The sequence below is a fragment of the Arthrobacter sp. SPT-J7 genome (genome assembly GCF_059089965.1).
This window is the reverse complement of sequence record NZ_JBNHFF010000001.1, coordinates 62,567-81,773: the sequence shown is the minus strand read 5'-3', so window position 1 is coordinate 81,773 and position 19,207 is coordinate 62,567. Positions and strand designations below refer to the sequence as shown.

Annotated in this window: 19 protein-coding genes; 6 read left to right on the top strand and 13 right to left on the bottom strand. The window is 65.7% G+C overall.

Translation table 11 applies throughout. From position 1 onward, the window contains the following. The first annotated feature begins 229 nt into the window (after positions 1-229). Positions 230-2,068 carry an FAD-dependent oxidoreductase gene (locus AC5RWX_RS00345; RefSeq protein WP_494096784.1) on the top strand — a complete coding sequence of 613 codons (1,839 nt, stop codon included), beginning with the start codon at positions 230-232 and terminating at the stop codon, positions 2,066-2,068. A 117-nt stretch (positions 2,069-2,185) separates the two neighbouring features. Here the strand turns inward: AC5RWX_RS00345 and AC5RWX_RS00340 are convergent, their stop codons facing one another. After that, positions 2,186-4,648, bottom strand: coding sequence for a hypothetical protein (locus AC5RWX_RS00340; protein ID WP_494096783.1), 2,463 nt, complete (start codon positions 4,646-4,648; stop codon positions 2,186-2,188). Between the two features lie 7 nt (positions 4,649-4,655). Next, positions 4,656-5,405 (bottom strand): peptidoglycan-binding protein, encoded by a 750-nt coding sequence (locus AC5RWX_RS00335; RefSeq protein ID WP_494096782.1) that lies wholly within the window; start codon positions 5,403-5,405, stop codon positions 4,656-4,658. A 266-nt stretch (positions 5,406-5,671) separates the two neighbouring features. Between AC5RWX_RS00335 and AC5RWX_RS00330 the strand changes: the two genes are divergently transcribed. Beyond that, complete coding sequence (locus tag AC5RWX_RS00330) at positions 5,672-6,268, top strand: hypothetical protein (RefSeq protein WP_494096781.1); 597 nt, start codon at positions 5,672-5,674, stop codon at positions 6,266-6,268. Positions 6,269-6,278: 10 nt separating this feature from the next. Here the strand turns inward: AC5RWX_RS00330 and dnaB are convergent, their stop codons facing one another. Then, entirely contained in the window at positions 6,279-7,646 is a 1,368-nt protein-coding gene (dnaB, locus tag AC5RWX_RS00325; protein WP_493941666.1) for a replicative DNA helicase, read from the bottom strand. Between the two features lie 490 nt (positions 7,647-8,136). Here dnaB and AC5RWX_RS00320 point away from each other — a divergent pair, with 490 nt between their 5' ends. Both AC5RWX_RS00320 and AC5RWX_RS00315 read left to right on the top strand, forming a co-directional pair. Further along, a complete protein-coding gene (locus AC5RWX_RS00320) occupies positions 8,137-8,844 on the top strand; it encodes a hypothetical protein (RefSeq protein WP_494096780.1) in 708 nt (235 codons plus the stop codon). Positions 8,845-8,948: 104 nt separating this feature from the next. Further along, positions 8,949-9,380 (top strand): DUF1801 domain-containing protein, encoded by a 432-nt coding sequence (locus tag AC5RWX_RS00315; RefSeq protein WP_494096779.1) that lies wholly within the window; start codon positions 8,949-8,951, stop codon positions 9,378-9,380. Positions 9,381-9,452: 72 nt separating this feature from the next. Here AC5RWX_RS00315 and AC5RWX_RS00310 read toward each other — a convergent pair whose 3' ends face one another. The 9 genes from AC5RWX_RS00310 to AC5RWX_RS00270 form a co-directional block, all read right to left on the bottom strand. After that, entirely contained in the window at positions 9,453-10,292 is an 840-nt protein-coding gene (locus AC5RWX_RS00310; protein WP_494096778.1) for a PhzF family phenazine biosynthesis protein, read from the bottom strand. Between the two features lie 76 nt (positions 10,293-10,368). Further along, positions 10,369-10,818, bottom strand: a complete 450-nt coding sequence (rplI, locus tag AC5RWX_RS00305; RefSeq protein ID WP_493951687.1) for a 50S ribosomal protein L9 — start codon at positions 10,816-10,818, stop codon at positions 10,369-10,371. A 27-nt stretch (positions 10,819-10,845) separates the two neighbouring features. After that, positions 10,846-11,085 (bottom strand): 30S ribosomal protein S18, encoded by a 240-nt coding sequence (gene rpsR / locus AC5RWX_RS00300; RefSeq protein WP_136787674.1) that lies wholly within the window; start codon positions 11,083-11,085, stop codon positions 10,846-10,848. A 59-nt stretch (positions 11,086-11,144) separates the two neighbouring features. Further along, positions 11,145-11,714 (bottom strand): single-stranded DNA-binding protein, encoded by a 570-nt coding sequence (locus AC5RWX_RS00295; RefSeq protein ID WP_493941671.1) that lies wholly within the window; start codon positions 11,712-11,714, stop codon positions 11,145-11,147. A gap of 95 nt (positions 11,715-11,809) precedes the next feature. Then, the gene (gene rpsF / locus AC5RWX_RS00290; protein WP_136787676.1) at positions 11,810-12,115 is read right to left on the bottom strand and encodes a 30S ribosomal protein S6; all 306 of its coding nucleotides are present in this window, start codon (positions 12,113-12,115) and stop codon (positions 11,810-11,812) included. 281 nt (positions 12,116-12,396) lie between these two features. Further along, positions 12,397-13,116, bottom strand: a complete 720-nt coding sequence (locus tag AC5RWX_RS00285; RefSeq protein ID WP_493951688.1) for a response regulator — start codon at positions 13,114-13,116, stop codon at positions 12,397-12,399. Next, entirely contained in the window at positions 13,109-14,377 is a 1,269-nt protein-coding gene (locus AC5RWX_RS00280; RefSeq protein WP_494096777.1) for a sensor histidine kinase, read from the bottom strand. The genes AC5RWX_RS00285 and AC5RWX_RS00280 overlap by 8 nt, the downstream gene beginning before the upstream one ends. 21 nt (positions 14,378-14,398) lie before the next feature. Then, a complete protein-coding gene (locus tag AC5RWX_RS00275; protein WP_493963715.1) occupies positions 14,399-15,247 on the bottom strand; it encodes an ABC transporter permease in 849 nt (282 codons plus the stop codon). Between the two features lie 2 nt (positions 15,248-15,249). After that, positions 15,250-16,236: an ABC transporter ATP-binding protein gene (locus tag AC5RWX_RS00270; RefSeq protein WP_494096776.1), complete on the bottom strand. Its 987-nt coding sequence runs from the start codon at positions 16,234-16,236 to the stop codon at positions 15,250-15,252. A gap of 217 nt (positions 16,237-16,453) precedes the next feature. Between AC5RWX_RS00270 and AC5RWX_RS00265 the strand changes: the two genes are divergently transcribed. Then, on the top strand, positions 16,454-16,747 hold the full coding sequence (locus AC5RWX_RS00265) for a DNA gyrase subunit A (protein ID WP_494096775.1): 294 nt from the start codon (positions 16,454-16,456) through the stop codon (positions 16,745-16,747). 372 nt (positions 16,748-17,119) lie between these two features. Here the strand turns inward: AC5RWX_RS00265 and AC5RWX_RS00260 are convergent, their stop codons facing one another. Next, a complete protein-coding gene (locus tag AC5RWX_RS00260) occupies positions 17,120-17,779 on the bottom strand; it encodes a GntR family transcriptional regulator (RefSeq protein WP_494096774.1) in 660 nt (219 codons plus the stop codon). 98 nt (positions 17,780-17,877) lie between these two features. On the opposite strand from AC5RWX_RS00260, the gene AC5RWX_RS00255 reads away from it, so the two are divergent. Next, positions 17,878-19,191, top strand: coding sequence for an MFS transporter (locus AC5RWX_RS00255; RefSeq protein ID WP_494096773.1), 1,314 nt, complete (start codon positions 17,878-17,880; stop codon positions 19,189-19,191). Positions 19,192-19,207: the final 16 nt, after the last annotated feature.

Sequence of the window (19,207 nt, the reverse complement as noted above, 5' to 3'; positions counted from 1 at the left end):
GGCTAATCGCCATCGATGCTTCCCGTCGCGGGATTGGATCGCGGTGCGCCCCGGGCTGAAAAGCTACGTGGCATGGCATGGGCGCTTCCCCCAGCAGCGGGATAAGGTTGACACGTCAACTAAAGCAGATACGGTATATGCATCTGCATGTAGTTGTTTGGCGAGGGGAAGGCCCCGGCACCGCCAAGCGACAAGGCCGCCTGCGGAACCAACAGCAAGGAGGAAAATCGTGGTTGATCGTTCAACTCTGCACTCTGGCTCCATCGGGACAGTGCCCCAAAAGGGCATCCCGGACGAGGTTGACGTAGTGGTCGTCGGCTCCGGCGGAGCAGGCCTGATGGCCGCGCTCACCGCCGCCCGGGAAGGTGCACGAGTTCTCGTGGTTGAGTCGCGGGAACTTGTTGGCGGCGCCACCGGCATTTCTGCGGGTGCCGCTTGGATCCCCAACCACGGCTTTTCGACCAAGGACCTGAAGGTTAAGGACAGTTTGGACCAGGCCCGGCGCTACATCTACGGCCAAGGCCGCGACCAGATCCTCGACCACGACCTGGTAGAGAGGTTCCTGGAAGCCGGGCCCCACGTCGCACGATTCATCGAAGAGCACACCTCCTTTGGATGGATTCCGACCATCTGGCCGGACTACCGTTCAGACATTGACGGCGCATCGGTCGGCCGGGCGCTCTTCCCTGGCCCCTACTCCCCCGAGGGCCTGGGCGAAGCGGCAAAGTACGTTCGGCCAGCCCTGACAACCGGCATGGCCAAAAACCCGCTCCCGTTCTGGCTGCTGGGCGGGATCGGCATCGATGACGTCTGGCTGGCCGGACCGGCATTGGTCGGCGCCCTGCTGGAGGGCAGCCTGCGCAACGGCGTCGACGTACGTGTCGAAGCACCTGCAGTCCGGTTGGTCACGGATGACTCTGGTGTGCGGGGCGTCGTCGTGCGAGCCGAGGGTGCCGAGCACACGGTGCGCGCGACCAAGGGCGTCCTGCTGGCCAGTGGTGGGTTCGAGAGCTCGGACGAGGTCACCGCGAAGTACCTCGAAGCGCCCTTCGGCGTTCAGGTTTCGCCCAAGGGTCACGATGGCATCGCGGTCCAGTTGGCCAACGAGGTTGGCGCTGACCTCACCGGAATGGAGGACGCCTGGTGGATGCCCGGCGTGCAGTTGCCCGGTGAGGAACTGGAGGGCCAGCCGCTCAGCCGCGTGTTCCTGGGAGAGCGTGCGCTGCCGCACAGCATCATGGTGAACAGCAAGGGCGAGCGTTTCGCTAACGAGGCCCTGGCCTACGACCAGTTCGGCCAGATCATGCGCGAGGTCGACCCGGAGACGGGCACTATGCCCAATGCCACCGCGTGGCTGATCTTCGACCAGAACTACTGGGAGAAGTTCGGGATTTTCGGCGTTACGCCGGGCGGGAAGGTGCCCGAGTACCTCCACAGGGCCGATACCCTGTCCGCACTGGCGGCCAAGATCGGCGTCGACGAGGTGGGACTGCTCCGCACCGTCGACCGGTTCAACCCCGAGGCCGCACGAGGCCGCGACCCGCAGTTCAATCGCGGCGACACCATGTTCGACCGCTACTTCGGTGCCTACTACCCACGGCTGGGCAAGAACTCGCCCGACGCACGCTTCCCCGCCGCCACCGCAAAGGCAAGAGTGCTCATCGCCAAGGCTGTCGGTCCGATCGCGAGCAAGCTCGCGGGACGCGTGGCAAAGAAGAACGACCCCGACCGTCTGCGTTCCTTCGTGGTCCGGCCCCTGGCGAAAATCATCCGCCCGGTGCTGAAGAGTCCGAAGTCGAGCGTGCTGGGACCGGTCGACACCGCACCCTTCTACGCGCTCAAGGTCGAGGCCAGCGCACTCGGCACTGTCGGCGGTCCGAAGACCGACGCAGTCGGGCGCGCCCTGAACACCGAGGGCGAAGTCATCACGGGCCTCTACGCCGCCGGCAATGCAGGCGGCGCTCCCACCAAGGGGTTCTACGGAGGCGCCGGCGGAACGATCTCGCTCGGACTGGTGTTCGGCTACCTTGCCGGACTCGAAGCAGCCCGGCGGTCGGACGACGCGTAAGGATCATGTCGGTGGTGACCTCGACCGTCGAGACGACGGTCGAGGTCACTCCTCACGGACTAGTGCCGCTGCGGGTAACCGCATGACCCGTCGTGTCCGCGGCCCTCAGGTAGCCGGTTATCCGGTAGGCGCCGGTGCCGGCTGATCAGCCGGGGTGGGTGCGGGGGCTGGCTCTTGCTCGGGCGCCGGTGCCGGCTCCGGTGTGGTGGTGGTTGTCGGTGCCGGTTGCGGCTCGCCGCCGGTATCCACCGGGGGCGTTGCATCCGCTGGCGCGTTCGGGTTGGAGGTTCCCGGTTCCGGCGCCATGGTGGTCGACTCGGGCGCCGGTTGAGGCTCCCCGTCTGCTCCCTGCTCCGAGGTCGGCCGGGTATCGGCTTCCGTGTCGGAGCCTGCGTCGGTGTTGCTGTCACTGAGCGCGGCATCCTGCTCGATGATGCCGAGAATGCGCGTCTTGTAGTCGTTTAGCCGGGCTTGGATTTCGTTCAGGGGAACATCTTCGAGCGATCGTCCGTAGGCTGCTATCTCTTCCCACAGGGTTTCCAACTGGGCCATGCCGGCGTCGCTGAGCGGACCGTCGAGGGTGAGGACAAGCTGGCTGGCCAGGGCGTAGGTGAGGCATTCGACGCAGTTGTAGTTAGCTGCAGCCGAAAGATTTTGTGGGACCACTACGTCGGCCTGTCCGAGGACCAGAACAACTTGGAAGCCGACGGCGACGGCGGTGCAGCCCCGGCAGGAAGCGAAGGCGTAGGCCTCGTTGGTGGCGTCGACCGGTCCATCGTCGGCCCAGACAAGCGCGAAGGCGACATCGTAAACAACGGATCCGTCCTCGGTGTTGACGGCGAGGGCCTGGTTTCCGTCCTCCTCGGGCGCCAGCGGTCGGTCGAAGGGGAAAACCCAGGCCGGGGTCGTGTTTCCGGCGCCAGTTTCAGCAACGGTGCCGGACCCGCCGTCGTTCGCTGCATTTTTACTGATGTCGGTGGTGGCGGTCCCGCGGGGGACGAGAACCATCGCCAGCCGCGGGTTCTCCGCTGTCGGCAGGTCAGTTCCGGACGGCCACGCCGCCACCGTTTGGCCTGCGCTGCCGTCGGCCAGTCCCACCGGGGAAACCGGGGCAAAGGACACTGCTGCATCGAACAGGGTGCCGCGTTCGTAGGGCTGCACCGGGCGGTAGGCCCCGTCATCGGGCCACCAGGCCCAGGCCAAGCCGGCGAACACGGCGGCGGCAGCGGCGACGGCCGTGACCTGTCGAAGCGGCCGGCCGCGGGCTTTCATCCAGACCGCGGTGCCGAGCTGACGGGCCAGGCGCGCCAGAATGTAGGCAATGCCGAGAATGGGAAGGGCGACGGCGGTGATGGCCAGGACACGCACAGCCATGCCGGCTATATCGCCGTCCGAACCGGCCTCTGCCAGCAGCCTCTGTTGTTCCATGATGCTGGCCCACGCCGTTCCCAGCACACGGGGAAGCGAGACCACCATCATGAACAGGCAGAACAGGAGCAGCGGCACCGTGACCAGAACCCACGCGGTCACGACGGCCCTGGCCCAGGGTTTGAGCATCTTGGGTTCGGGGTCGGACCACCGCCAAGGCAGCAGTCCCAGCAGCGTGGGCTTGATCCGTTGGAACAGGTCGGGGACGCCGGTAGCGTCGGCGAGGATGTGGTACCCGTCGAAGCGGACCAGGGGCAGCAACTGGCGCACCATTTGCAGGATCTGGGTCACCACAACCAGCAGCAGCGCATCGAATCCGGTGAGCCACCAGACGCCCATCGTGCCCACCACGACGATGGCGTTGAAGTACAGGCCGCCAAGATCCGTGCGGATCCGGCCGCCGCGCCCCAGCCGGTAGGAGTCAGTGACGTCTGTATAGAAGGCGGGCCAGATCAGGTACAGGCCGACGCCCATGGCTCCCGGGGTAGCGCCGCCGCGGCGGGCCGCGGCGGCGTGGCCGAACTCGTGGAAGCCTGCCGAAAGGATGGTGATGGCGAAAACCAGAAGCAGCAGCCCGGGGTTGGCGAAGGCTTCGTGCGTAGCCGAGCCCAGGCCCTTGACCAAGAGCACCCACCAGCACGCCACCAGGAAGGCCGCGGTAACGGGCAACGCGATGAAGGGATGGAACAGTGCGGCGAACGGAGCTGTCAGCTTCCGGGTCCGCTCCGGATCCGTAACCGTGTAGCGGAAGCGCATGCCCAGCAGCGGACTGGCTTTCTTGACCTCGGGTTCTGAGCCGTCCGCAAGCTGCAGCAGGCCCAGCGGCAGCAACTGTTTTTCAATCAGGGCCTGCACGTTGTCGGCAGTGACCAACCGGCCGGACTTGTTGCCGGCATAATCCGCGATCTGGCCGAGGCTGCGGGTACCGTCCACTCCTTCCAGCACTGCATACAGCAGAGGCGTGAGCTGGAGGGTTTGCCCGTCCGCGCGCCGGACCAGCGCGGGCGGTTCGCGGTAGCCGGACCCCAGCGCCAAACCGAGGAGTTGCACGCCGTCGGCCAGCGCCGGGACTTCAATGGACGGGGGCGCCGCCGACCGGTCTCCGGGAAGCGGGCCACCCAAGGCAGGTGGCCCGCTCGGATTCATGCTCATTCAGGGATTATTGTTCTAGGTCGGACTGCTGGCCGGCATTGGCCTCGGCGGCACCGTCGATCTGCTGGGTGATGATGGCGTCCTGCTGCGCCACCGCGGTCGCTTGGCTGTCGATCGAACCGATATTTGCGGCAACCGCTGCGTCAATCGGCGCGGCAACGTTGGCGTTGGCCGCCACAGCGCCATTGATGGGCGCGGCAATATCGGCGTCCGCGTCCAAGTTGACGTTGACATTGAGCAGGTTCCCGTCCAGCATCGACCCGAGGTTATCCGTGGCCTGTCCGGCGTCGGGCAGCGTGCCGTCCGGCAGCAGCGCCGGGCCAGTGCTTGCCGCACCGCTGACGCCCTCCTGCGGCAGCCCGGAAGCACCGGCGGCGGCGTCCGTCCCGGCTCCGGGGCCAGCAGTTGTCTCGGTACCGTCTACGGTGTCGTTGCTCTGGTCGATGTTGCTGTCCTGCGCGGACTCAGCCGTTGCATCGGCCGCAATGCCCTGGTCGATGATGACTCCCTGATCGGACAGGGCCTGCGCGGTGGAGCCGTCCGAGAGGACGTTGGCCGAGGCTGCGGCATCGATGGGGGCCGCGACATTGGCGTTCGCCGCGACGGCTAGGTCGATAGGCGCGGCCGCATCGATGGCGAGGTCGAGATCAGCATTCAGGTCGAGAATGGACGCGACCTCCTTATCCGGTAGCGCGGTCCCTGACTGGGCTTCAAGTTCTTCCGGCGACAGCGGTGTGGGTCCGTTTTCGTTGCTCATCTAAATCTCCGTCTCCGGCGCTTGGCGCCATCTGTTCCAACAGGTGGTCGAAAGATGTCGATTCTTGTCAACGGCCCGGCGGCACCGGGCCCTCGTCGTCAGCCTTTCCTCTGCACTCGATGAAAAGCATACTGATGAATCATTCCATCGGGAAGCCATTCAGAAGTTATTGCTTCGCAACATCGCAATCCCCTGGCGTGGCCAATTCCGCAGTTAGCGTGAAACAGACGTTGATACACGACAGGCTTGGAGAGACGATGCGCAAGGTGGCCACTCTGACAGCTGCTGTCGCCCTGGTGCTGCCGCTGGCTGGTTGCGGCAACGGTCTAAAGCCGGAGGCTTCCGCACCGGAGACTCCGGCAGGAGCCGCCCGTGAAGCTGCGACGGAGTCCGGGGCGTTGCCAGCATCTACAACTGCCGTCCCGGCTTCCAGCCCCCCGCTGGAGACCCTGGTCGACGACTTGGGCTTCGTCAGCCTCAAGGACATCCCCGCGTTCTATCTGGCGGCGGTCGAGAGCTTTCCCCACGCCCTTCCCGCAGGTACGGACTGGCCTGCAACTATTCCCAAGGGCTACAACGACCCTCACGGACGTTACGAAGCCGGCTCGCTGGGCGAGAGCATAGCGTCCACGTACTGGCGCTGCGCTTGGGAAGGCGAGTTCCTTGACGCCCACGAAAGTAGTGACCAGGGCCGGCAGGCAGCCGCCCTGGCAATGCTCGATATCTGGGTTTCCGATCCCTACTTCGCGGAATACTTCGAAGACCCGGAACAGATCTGGAAAAGCCAGGTGCTCGATCCAGCCAAAAACGGCGATACCCTGCGGATGAAGCGCGAACACTGGAACTGCCCGACGCCGGACTGAGTACCGACGACTAGCCGTGTTCAACCGCCATGTTGGCGAAGCGGGAGTAGTGGCCCTGGAAGCCGACCACGATGGTTTTGGTCGGGCCGTTACGGTGCTTGGCCACGATGACGTCAGCTTCGCCCGCGCGCGGGGATTCCTTGTCGTAGATGTCCTCGCGGTGGAGCAGGATGACCATGTCCGCATCCTGCTCGATCGAGCCGGATTCACGCAGGTCCGAGACCATCGGCTTCTTGTCGGTACGCTGCTCGGAACCGCGGTTCAGCTGCGAGAGAGCGATGACCGGGACTTCGAGTTCCTTGGCCAGCAGCTTGAGCGCACGGGAGAACTCCGAGACTTCCTGCTGGCGGGATTCAACGCGCTTGCCGGAGGACATCAGCTGGAGGTAGTCCAGCACCACCAGCTTCAGGTCGTGCCGCTGCTTGAGCCGCCGGCACTTGGCGCGGATCTCCATCAGCGACATGTTCGGGCTGTCGTCGATAAACAGCGGGGCGTCATTCATCCGGCCCATGGTGGTGGCGATCTTGCCCCACTGCTCGTCCTTGATGGTTCCCTTGCGGAGGTCCTGCAGTCCGATGGTGGCCTCTGCGGAGAGCAGGCGCATGGCGATCTCGTTCCGGCCCATTTCCAGGGAGAAGAAGACAGTGGTCATGTTGTTCTTGATTGCTGCCGAGCGCGCAAAATCCAGTGCGAAGGTGGATTTGCCCACTGCCGGCCGGGCCGCGATGACAATCATCTGGCCACCGTGCAGACCCTGGGTGAGTTCGTCGAGTTCATAGAAGCCGGTGGGCACACCGGTCATGCCTTCGCCGCGGTGGCCGGCGGATTCGATCTCATCCACGGTGCCTTCGATGATGTCCTTCAAGGGGACATAGTCTTCGGCGGTGCGACGCTCGGCGACGGCGTAGATCTCGGCCTGGGCCTGATTGACGATGGCATCGACTTCGCCATCCTGGGAATACCCCAGTTGGACAATTTTGGTGCCGGCGTCGACCAAGCGGCGGAGCACTGCGCGTTCGCGGACGATCTCCGCATAGAAGCCCGCATTGGCGGCTGTGGGCACGGACTGGATCAGCGTGTGCAGGTAGGCGGGACCGCCGATGCGGGAAATTTCGCCCCGCTTGGTCAGCAGGTCGGAGACGGTGACCGCGTCCGCCGGTTCGCCACGGCCGTAGAGGTCGATGATGGCTTCGTAGATGCTCTCGTGGGCAGGGCGGTAGAAGTCCACGCCGCGGAGCACTTCAACGCAGTCGGCAATGGCGTCCTTGGACAGCATCATGCCGCCCAGCACTGACTGCTCGGCCACCAGGTCCTGCGGCGGAGTGCGTCCGAATTCGGAATCCCGACCTGTTGCCGAATCCGCGTGCGCTAACGACACCGCTGCCTGCTTTCTTTGTTCCTCGAACGGGTACCGCACCCCTTCTGGTCCAGAACTATCAGGCGGTTCGGACAGTTGCTCGAACCGCCCGAAGGGCGCGCAGGACTACAGCCCGGACGCGGACTATCAGTGGGATACTCCGCAACGGTAGCCCCCTTCCCGGCTTCCACCAAGCGACTTATCCACTGGCCCTGTGGATAAAATGTGGATTCACAGGCGTGTCTTGTGCACAGGCTGTGCGTAGAGCTGTGGATATTAAACTTAACTCGCGGGTAACATGCCTCTGACCTGCGTAAACGTTCTTCAGGGTCTGTGGATGAAAAGTATTTTCCTGTGAATTATGCCCAGTTTTTGGCGGTTGACAGATCGGAAATTGCAGCGTAGGCAAAAGTTATCCACTGGTTATCCACAGTGTGAATTACATCGGTGTCATCCCCATCAACCGACAAAGCGGGAAGGCGCAACCCCGGGCGCGACGTAGGATTCAAGTATGGAATTTGTGGTGCCGCTGCTGATCGTCGTACTGGTCATCGCGATCGGACTGGTCATCGTGCGTCTTGCGGCGCGGAACAAAACCAGCCGCGCCGGACAAGTACGCAGGTCGCCGGAGCAACCGGCACCGGCAACATCCAAGGAAGCTGCCGCCGAGGCCAGCGCCCGGCTGAACCAGCAGCAACACACAGCAATCTATGCACTGATCGCGCAAGGACAGGCCCTCTCCGCCATCCGGGAGTATCGCAATGCCACCGGAGCGGGACTCCGGGAGGCAACCGGGGCTGTCGCCCACATGTCGGCACACCCGCAGCCCTACAAGGCCTCCCCAGAGGATCTCCCTAAACTCCGGCCTGCAGATGAGGTGCCAAGGGAGACAGCACCGGAACAGCGACAAGAGGAGTCGGAGACCCGACAGACTCCCCCCGTATCGGCCCAGGCGGAGGATGCCCCGTCGCAAGAGCCGTCTCCGGCCGCACGGACCACGCCGACGGGATACCGCTACCGGGCCATTGTGTCCAAAGGCGACACCATCCGGGAAATCGCCAGCACGCGCCTGAACGACGACGTCTATGACCGAATCCGCACCGCGGCTCTCGGCGGCGACCGGGAAGATGCTGTTCGCTTGCTTCTGGACCATTCCGAAGCCACCGAGGCGGACGCGCGCGAGTTTGTGGATCTGATCGGACCCGAAGACGAGTCCTAGCGGCAGAGCCGGGCGGCGCGTCAGAGCCGGGCGGCGCGTCAGGGCCGGGCGACGCGCCCGTCCGGCGCTGGCAACCCCTCCGGCCTTCTGCGAGACTTCATCCCATGGCCGAGAATAAGACCGCGCCCACGGACGTTTCCGTCGAGGCATTCCTGGCGTCCGTGGAACACCCAGTCCGCCGTCAGGACGCAGAGACGGTCTTGGAGCTGATGCGGGACATCACCGGGCAGGACCCCGTCATGTGGGGGCCGTCGATCATCGGATTCGGCAGCTACCACTACAAGTACGCGAGCGGACGCGAAGGTGACGCTGCCGCCGTCGGCTTCTCCCCCAGGAAGGGCAATCTGGCCCTGTACGGACTGACCTACGCGCCGGAGTCCGCACCGCTGCTGGCACGCTTGGGCAAGCACAAGACCAGTGTCGCCTGCCTTTACGTTAACAAGCTGGCAGACATCGACCTCGACGTGTTCAAGGAACTGATTGAGCTCGGCTACCGGACCATCACGGCGGCGGACCCGGAATCCTTCCAGAGCTGACCTGACGCACGGTGGTTTGCTGTTGGCGGCCGCCGGTCTTCGCCGGCCAACTGTTCGCCGGTGCCGGCAGGCTCAGAGGTCGACGGTTCCGGTGATCAGCGTTTGCACGTCCCCGCCGATCCAGATCTCGTCACCGTCGGCATCGACATACAACCGGGCGTCGCGCCCCAACGCCGTTCCCTGCCGGACGGTGTAACTTACCGGCGCTTCGTTTTCGCCGATCAGCCACTGGGCCAGGGCGGCGTTCAGACTGCCGGTCGCCGGGTCTTCGGCCGGCAACTCCTCGAAGCCCATCAGTCCGCGGACCTCGAAGTCGGGCCCGGTGCCCCCGGTGTGGGCCCCGACCAGGCCGACGCCGAACGGGGACAGCGCCGGATAGTCGGGCACCACGTCCAGAACCGCCTGGGCGTCCCGCAACTGCAGCGCCTGCCACTGCGGACCGTTGTCGGCCCACTGGTGGCGCAGCACGTCGCCGCGGGCCAGCCCCAGCGCCGCACAGATCTTGGCGACGTTCTCCTCCGGCAGCGGGCCGGTGCGCCGCCGCGGCGGGGCTGCGAAGGCCAGCCGTCCGCCGTCGTTCTTCACCTTCACCAGGCCGGCGGCGCATTCCTGAATGATCACACCGTCAGCTTGGGGCTGCCCGCCGGCGGCGAGCCAGACCGCGGCGGTGCCCAGCGTGGGATGTCCGGCAAAAGGGAGCTCGCCGCTGGGTGTGAAGATCCTGACGCGGTAGTCGGCTTCCGGGCTGTCGGGCGGCAACAGGAAAGTGGTCTCGGACAGGTTGGTCCAGTTGGCGAAGCGCTGCATCTGCTCGCCGTCCAGCGTCTCGGCTCCCGAGACCACGGCCAGCGGGTTGCCGGTGCAGGGTCCGGTCGCGAAGACGTCTACTTGGCTGAACTGGTGTGTGCTCATGGGTTACAGCGTAGCGGGCGTTTAACACAGCAGGCCGGGCCCTCGACGGACCCGGCCTGCTGTGTCAGTGAGGCTGTTAGCCAGCAACGACCTTCAGGTCGATGACTGCGGAGACCTCTTCGTGCAGACGCACGGTTGCCTGGTAGTCGCCCACCGACTTGATGTGCTCGGTCAGCTCGACCTTGCGCTTGTCGATGGCGCCGAGGCCGGCGGCCTCGACAGCGGAAGCAACGTCGGACTGCTTGACCGTGCCGAACAGACGGCCGGACTCGCCCGCCTTGACGGTCAGCGTGACCGGCTTGCCGGACAGCTTGGCTGCGAGCTGCTGTGCGTCTTCCAGGGAAGCGATCTCGCGAGCGGCACGCGCGGCCTTGATGGACTGCACCTGCTTCTCGCCGCCCTTGGTCCAGGTCAGGGCGAAGCCGCGGGGCAGAAGGTAGTTACGGGCGTAACCGTTCTTTACCTCGACGACGTCGCCAGCAGTGCCGAGACCGGTCACTTCGTGGGTCAGAATGAGCTTTGCCATGTCAGTACTCTCTCCTCTTCGCTTCGCTTAGCCGCGGCCAGCGCCGGAGTAGGGCAGCAGCGCAACTTCGCGGGCATTCTTGATAGCCAGTGCGATCTTGCGCTGCTCCTGCACGGTGACGCCAGTCACGCGGCGGGCGCGGATCTTTCCGCGGTCAGAGATGAACTTGCGCAGCAAAGCTACGTCCTTGTAGTCGATGACGGTGACGTCAGCGGCCTTCAAGGGGTTGGACTTTGGTTTGGGCTTACGAATTTCAGCCTTAGCCATCGTGGAGCTCCTTTATCTTGTGGAGCCCGTGGATCTTTTCCACGGGATGGGGTTTGTTGTTAGAAGGGAGGTTCGTTGGAATCCGGACCGTTGCCCCAGCCGCCGGAGTTGCCGCCGGCCGGTGCTCCCCACGGATCATCCTGGGGTGCGGGCTGCTGGCCGGACTGCTGTCCGCCCCAACCGCCCTGGTTCTGGTTTCCGCCGAAGCCACCGCCGCCAAAGCCGCCTTGGCCGCCGCCGAAACCGCCCTGCCCGCCGCCGGAGCGCTGGGTACGGGTGACCTTGGCAGAGGCGTAGCGCAGCGAGGGGCCGATCTCGTCGACCTCAAGCTCCATGACGGTACGCTTTTCGCCTTCTTTGGTTTCGTACGAACGGGACTTCAGCCGGCCCTGAACGATCACGCGCATGCCCTTGGTCAGGGTTTCGGCGACGTTTTCGGCAGCTTCGCGCCATACCGACGCGCGGAGGAACAGGGTTTCCCCGTCCTTCCACTCGTTGGACTGGCGGTCGAAGGTCCGCGGTGTGGATGCAACGGTGAAGTTCGCTACCGCGGACCCGGACGGAGTGAACCGCAGCTCGGGATCGTTGGTGAGATTACCGACGAGCGTGATAACGGTTTCGCCTGCCATGTTGCCTCCTGATGTCCTGGTCCCGCTTGCCAGATGGTGCGCGGGATTGTCTTCGTCAATGCCGGTCCCGGAAAGGACGCGGCGATCACAGCTGATTACTCAGCGGAGATCTTCTGCTCCTCCGGGCGGATGATCTTGGTGCGCAGGATGGTCTCGTTCAGACCAAGCTGGCGGTCAAGCTCAGCAGCAGTAGCGGGAGTGGCGGTGAAGTTGACCACCGCGTAGATGCCTTCGGACTTCTTCTTGATGTCGTAGGCGAGCCGGCGGCGTCCCCAGATGTCCACCTTGTCGATGGTTCCGCCGTCGTTGCGGACGACATTGAGGAACTTGTCGAGCGAGGACTCTACGGTACGCTCTTCGACCTCGGGGTCGATGATTACCATCAGTTCATAAGCACGCATTGTGAACCCACCTCCTTCGGGCTAAGCGGTCACGGTCTTTCCGTAACAGGAGGTTCTGTTGCGTTGCCTGCCTGCCACCGAACAGGGATATTGCATGTGTTTTGGCTATTGTCACAAGGAATACCGGCTGGTGCTGACAGCACAGACTTGTCAATGCTACCGGACACCGGTCCGGGCGCGTAAATCCGCCGGACCGACCTGTCCTCCACAGCGCGTCACGGTTTCGGCGCACCGCGCCGCGCGGGCCAAGGGCGCAGGCCTGGCCCCAGGGACGGACTGCGTCAGTAGTCCAGCCCCTGGCTCGGCACCACCAGGCCGGTCTCGTAGGCGTAGACGACGGCCTGCACCCGGTCGCGCAGGTGCAGCTTGGCGAGGATCCGCCGCACGTGCGTCTTTACGGTCGCTTCCGAGAGGAAGAACCGGTGCGCGATTTCCGCGTTGGACAGGCCCTCCGCGATCGTCTGCAGCACTTCCAGTTCCCGCGGCGTCAGGTCGTCCAGCAAGGGGTCGCGCTGCGGCGGGGCCGCCGGGCTGCCCACCGGCGACAAACCGCGCACATACGTCTCCAGCAGCCGCGCCGTCACCCGCGGCGCCACCACGGCGTCGCCGGAGGAGACCAGGCGCACCGCCTGGACCAGTTCTGCGGGCGCCACGTCTTTCAGCAGAAAGGCGCTGGCTCCGGCCTGCAGCCCGGCGAACGCATACTCGTCCAGATCGAACGTGGTCAGAATGATCACCCGCGCCGGCAGCCCGGCGGTGACAATCTGCCGGGTGGCCTCGATCCCGTCCAGCACCGGCATCCGCACGTCCATCAGCACCACGTCCGGCGCCAGTTGCCGGGTCAGCTCCAGCGCCTCGGCGCCGTCGGACGCCTCCCCCACCACAACGACGTCGTCCTCGCCCTCGAGGATGAGCTTGAAGCCCATCCGCAGCAGCGGCTGGTCGTCCACCAGCAGGACTTTCACTGGCCCGGCCGGGCTGCTTTCGGTGCTCTCAGACACTCTTCTCTTCCTCTCCGGGCCAATACAGGGTTGCCTCCACCATCCAACCACCGCCGGATCGCGGACCGCTGGCAACGCGGCCGCCGTAGATGGCGGCGCGTTCGCGCATCCCGACGAGGCCTTGGCCGGCACCCAGCGAGTCGGACTCGCCGGCCTCCCGGCCGTCGTCGGCCACCGTGATGTGCACGGCGTCGCCGTCGCGGATCAACGCCACGTCAACCCTGGACACGCCCTTGGCGTAGCGCAGCACGTTGGTCAGCGACTCCTGCACAATCCGGAACACAGTGAGCCGGAAATTCTGGTCGTCCGGCAGCGCCGGCCCGGACATGACCGTGCGCAGCGGCAGGCCGGCTGCCCGGAAGCCGTCCAGCAGCCCGGTCATCTGATCGCCCGACGGCGCCGGTGCCAACGGGGCCACGTCCGCACCGTTCTCGGTGCGCAGCACTCCCAGCACCCGGCGCATGTCCGCCAGCGCCGTTCTGCCCGTTGCAGAGAGTTGGTCCAGCACCTGCCCGGCGCGTTCCGGATCCTTGCGGACCACGACGGCGGCGCCATCAGAAAGCGCGATCATCACCGATAGCGAGTGGGCCACCACATCATGCATCTCCCGGGCAATGCGGGTGCGTTCGTTCGCCGACGCCAGCTTGGTGTTGTCCGCCGCCCAGCTCTGCAGTTCGGCATCATGAAGCCGGTCCCGGCGTACGGTGACGCCAATTCCCGCGGCGATGATATTTGCCAGGATCAGCACCAGCCCGGTAATCAGGCCCACAAAGGCCGGGACTTCCCCGGTGGCGATTTGCTTGGCGATCTCCGGCGGCATCCGGACCGCCATGACCACCATCATCGGCACGACGGCGAGCACCGCCGCCGCGATGGCGCGCACCGCGGGCTGGGTGGTTGCCACCGTGTAGACGGCGAACCACATGGCGAAGGAGCCGCTGCCGGTGCTGGTCATCAGCACAATCAGCATGTCCACCACGGCAATGGCCGCCAGCACCAGCAGCGGGTACCGGCGGCGCCACACCAGCGCCGCGCCTCCGGCCAACAGGAGCAGCAGCGGCGACCACTCGCCGTCGGCCGCGGTCATCACCGCGTTCGGCAGTCCGAACAGCACGTTGATGCCGATCAGCACCCAGTCCATCGCCACCGGGTGGGTATGGAAATAGCGCCGGATGGGACCCCGGCGCTTGGAAGAAATTTCGGTGAAGGAGACGGCGGCCGTTCGTTCCGCCGCCTCCTTCACCGAAGGCTTGTCAGTCATCCGTTGAGCCTAGCCGGGCGCTTAGACGTCCCGAGCCTTGGTGGTCACCGCCGCGCCGGCCAGCAGCACTGCGGCCCAGGCCGCCATGACCAGCCCGCCCTGCCACTGGGTCAGGTCGCCGTCGGCGGTTTCCAGCATCACCATTTGCCGTCCGGCGTTGGAGGGCAGGAAGGGCATGACGCCGTCCTGCACCCAATCGAAGGGGATGATCTGGGCGACGATCGGCAGCACCAGCAGCAGCACCACCAGGGTGACGATCCCGCCGGCGCTGTTGCGCAGCAGGGATCCGAGCGCCAGGCCCATCAGCGCCACGATGGCCAGGTACACGCCGGAGAGCAGCATGGACTGCACCAGGTGGTCCACGTCCAGCCCGAATTCCCGGCCGTAGTTGGCCAGGATCGGCTGCAGCAGGAAGTAGGTGATGAAGCTGGAAACAATGCCGACGACGGCGGCCACCACCGCGACGACCAGGGCCTTGGCGAACAGCGGCGACAGCCGCGACGGCACCGCCGTCATGGTGGACCGGATCATGCCGGTGGAGTATTCGGAGGCGATCAGCAGCACGCCGAGCGAGCCGATGATCAGCTGGCCGAAGTCAAGGCCGCCGCTGGTCATCAGGTACAGGATGGACACGTCCATGCCCGCCGCGGCAGGGTCCTGGCCGGCGGATTCCATCTGCTCCATGCCGGTGGCAATGCCCCAGCCGCCGAGCAGGCCGATGCCGACCATCACCAGGACGGTGGTTGCCAGCAGCACCCAGGTGGAACGGAGCGTGGTGAACTTGATCCACTCGCTTCGCAGCGTGCGGGGGAAGCTCACGCCGTGGCCGGTGACGCGCCCGGCTTGGGGAGTCAGGGTTGCAGCGCTCATGGTCAGTTTCCTTCCTGGCTGGCGCCGGCGGCGACAGCAGCGTGCCGTCCGGACTCTGCGGTGCCGGCATGGTCATGTACATCGGCCACCGGGCCGGAATGGTATTCGACTTCGTCCTTGGTCAGGTCCATGTAGGCCTCTTCCAAGGACGCTTGCAGCGGGGTGAGTTCGTAAACAAGCACCTGCTGGGCGAGAGCGGTTTCGGCAATGGCCCGCGCCGCCACGCCGCTGATTTCCAGCAGTTCCGGTTCGCGCGCTTCGACGCTGACGCCCTCGCCGGCCAGCGCCCGGGTGAGGACGTCCGGGCGGTCGGTGCGCACCCGTACCCGCTGGGCGCGGTTGTTCAGGATGTCTTGGATGGGCGCATCGGCGATGATCCGGCCGCGGCCGATCACGATCAGATGGTCCGCCGTCAGTGACATTTCGCTCATCAGGTGGGAGGACAGGAACACCGTCCGGCCCTCGGCCGCGAGCGCCCTAACCAGGTTGCGCACCCAGAGCACGCCTTCCGGGTCCAGTCCGTTCACCGGCTCGTCCAAGATGATGGTCTGCGGGTCACCGAGCAGTGCGGCCGCAATGCCCAGCCGCTGCCCCATGCCCAGCGAGAATCCGCCGACGCGCTTCTTGGCCACGGCGCCGAGGCCGGTCAGCTCGATGACATCGTGCACCCGCTTGGTGGGGATGCTGTGGGTGGCGGCCATCGCCCGGAGGTGGTTGTACGCAGTCCGCGAGGTGTGCACCGCCTTGGCGTCCAGCAGGGCACCGACTTCGCGCAGCGGTGCGCGGTGCTTGGCGTAGTGCTTGCCGTTGACCAGCACGTCGCCGGAGGTGGGACGGTCCAGCCCCATGATCATCCGCATGGTGGTCGACTTGCCTGCGCCGTTCGGGCCCAGGAAGCCGGTGACCCGGCCGGGCTGCACAGTGAAGGAGACGCCCTGCACTGCCGGTTTGTTTCCGTAGACCTTGACCAGGCCCTGTGCCTCGATCATCTGAACCGTCCTTCGTGTATGGGATGGCGCCCTGGCTTTCGGGGCCACTAGTTACGTTACGGATTGCCGGCCGCCGGCACAGCGCACCCAAGGATGATCTTGGCGGGCGGCTGGATCATCCCTGCGGATGACGCTACGGGTTTCGCTTGCGCCCGCTCTACTGGGGGATGCCCTGAAGTGCCCCGGAGCGCTGAACCGTGCATGGAAGAATCGCAGCATGACTGCGGAGGAGCGGAGACAGGCCGAGCTCAGCCTGAAAATCTTGGACGGCCTCGTGAAGGCGATGGACCGGCGCGACGAGATTTTCCACGTGGTTGAAGCTTCAGAGGATATGGACGAGCCAATACGTCGCCTCACGGAGTTGCTGGAGGTGGACGAAGTGGTGTGTCGTGCAGTCCTCGACCTGCAGGTCAGAAGGTTCACCCGCGGCCAACGCCGGACCCTCGCTGCTCAGGCGGACAACATCCGGTCTCGCCTGTCCGGCGGCAGGCCTGTTACGGATACCTGCTGAGCAGGACTTCTACGTTTCCCGTCAGCCGCAGTCGCCGCCGCCACCGCCACCGGAATCTCCTCCGTAGGCAGTGGCTCCAAAGGCTCCCGCGCTCGCCGCATCCGTATTCACGGGACGCCGGCCGCTCTTTACTGATCGGCGGTCGGCGCGAGCGCCCAGAACCACCCAGGCGATACACGCTGCGCAAAGGATGGCAAAAATGATGGCGAATTCCATGCCTGTCTCCTGTCGTTGAGCTCAGGCTAGGGGCGGACGGAGCTGCGGGCAACCATTTCTCGGAGTGGAGCTTCCCCTGGCGGACGTGCCGATCGTGCAGAAGCCCGCCATCGGGTTACGGCCGGAGCAGTGCTGGGTTCCGCAAAGAGCCGGATACTAGGCCCAAAGGTCGCTTGGCCGCTCGAACTGACGGGCCACCGCGGAGCGTACGTTGCGCAGATGGGTTCGCATTGCCTCGGCCGCGCCTGCGCCATCGGCAGCGGCCACGGCCGTGTAAATGGCCTCGTGTTCAATCAGTTCCTGGTCCGCGGCCAAGTGGGCGTGAAGGCCGGGCAGCACGCGGTAGGCGCGGGAGGTCTCATCGAGGCATCGGGCCAAAAACTCGTCGAGCCTGCGGTTCCGCGCACCCCGTGCCAGGGCGCGGTGGAACGAGTAGGCGTGCTCCATGCTCGCGAGCGGCTCGGCCACGGCCTTCTCACGCTGCTTGTCCAAAAGTTCCCGCAGCGTAGTCAGCAGGTCGTGGTCCGCGTAGGCGGCGGCGCTCGCGCACGCATGCGGCTCAAGGAGCATGCGGAGGTCGAGGACCTCGGCGACGTCGTGCGAGCTCATCGTCACGACCAGGTAGCCCTTCTTAGGGAGCACGGTCAGGAGGCCTTCGGTGGTGAGAAGACGCAGTGCCTCCCGCACCGGAGTTTTCGAGACGCCAAACTCCTCGGCCAGCCTGGGCTCAACTACGAGGGACCCCGGCGCCAAGTCGCCGGCGAGAATCTGACTGCGCAACGCGCCGGCCACCCTATCGGTCATCGAGTCAGCCACAGTTCCTCCCTTCACCAGCTTGTGAATCGTATCACAAGATGCTAGAAATATATTTCACGTATTCCTGTCGCTCCATCTTCCGCCCTCCAGGAGGAACCTTGGCCAACGCCGCCGTTGCCACCAGTCCTACCGGGCTCACCCCGGGCGCCCGTCGCGCGCTCTTCGCGGCGACCCTCGGGACGCTGATTGAGTGGTACGACTACGCGCTGTACGGCGCAGCAGCAGGCCTTGTCATTGGTCCCCTCTTCTTTGCCGGAACCGGGTCCGAGGCATCGCTCGCGGCGTTCGCAACCTTTGCTGTCGGCTTCGTGGCCCGGCCGTTGGGCGGGGTGCTGATTGGGCATTTGGGTGACCGGCACGGCCGCCGGCCCGCGATGCTGCTGACGATTCTGCTCATGGGTGCCGCGACGGTGGGCATCGGTCTCCTGCCGACCGCGGCCGCGATCGGGGCTGCTGCCCCGCTCCTGCTGATCATGTTCCGCCTCCTTCAGGGACTCGGCGCGGGTGCCGAGCTCGCGGGAGCCATGACACTCGTCGCGGAGTTTGCCCCCGCCAAGCGGCGCGGCTTCTTCACCGCCGTGGTGCTGGCGACGCCACCCGCGGGCATTGCCCTGGCCACCGTGGCCTTCCTCTGGGCGTCCTCCGCCGGCGACGCCGCGCTGCTCGAGTGGGCCTGGCGCATCCCGTTCCTTGCCTCCGCCGTCTTGTTCTTCGTGGCGCTGTTCATCCGCGCCAAACTCGAGGAGACCCCGGAATACCGCCAGGCGAGTGAGCACGCCGACGAGGCGCGCAAGCGCAAGCTGCCTGTGATGGAGCTCCTGCGCAAGGACCCCGTTGCCGTCCTGATAGGCTTCTTCTCCATCACCGGTCACAATGCCCTGAACTACATCATGGCGGTGTTCGCGATCGGCTTGATGGCGTCCCCCGCCGTGGGGATGAGCCGTCCCGACGCGCTGCTCGCCGTCACGGTCGGATCCCTCGCGGGCGTCGTGGCAACGCCGGCGGGCGGCTGGCTTGCCGACCGCTTTGGAGCCGGCCGCGTTCTCGCGATCGGTTCTGCCGCCGGCGCGCTGTTCGCGTTCCCGCTGTTCGCCGCCCTGACCAGCGGCTCGGTCGCGGTGGCGACGGCAACGATTGCCGTGGGATACGGCGTCGTGATTGCGATGACGAGCGGCGCCCAAGGCGCTTTCCTGACCAATCTGTTCCCGCCGGAACGACGCTTCTCCGGCGTCGGGCTGGCACGCGAACTCAACGGCGCGATCGTGGCAGGCCTGAGCCCGCTCATCGCGGGCGCGCTGATCGCGGCGGCACAGGGCAGCACGTGGTCGGCGGCGCTGTTCCTTGCCGCATGCTGCGCATCTTCTGTGATCGCGGTGCTCTTGGCCCGCGGCCGCGGCACCACCGCCGCCTGATTCCACACCTTGGAGG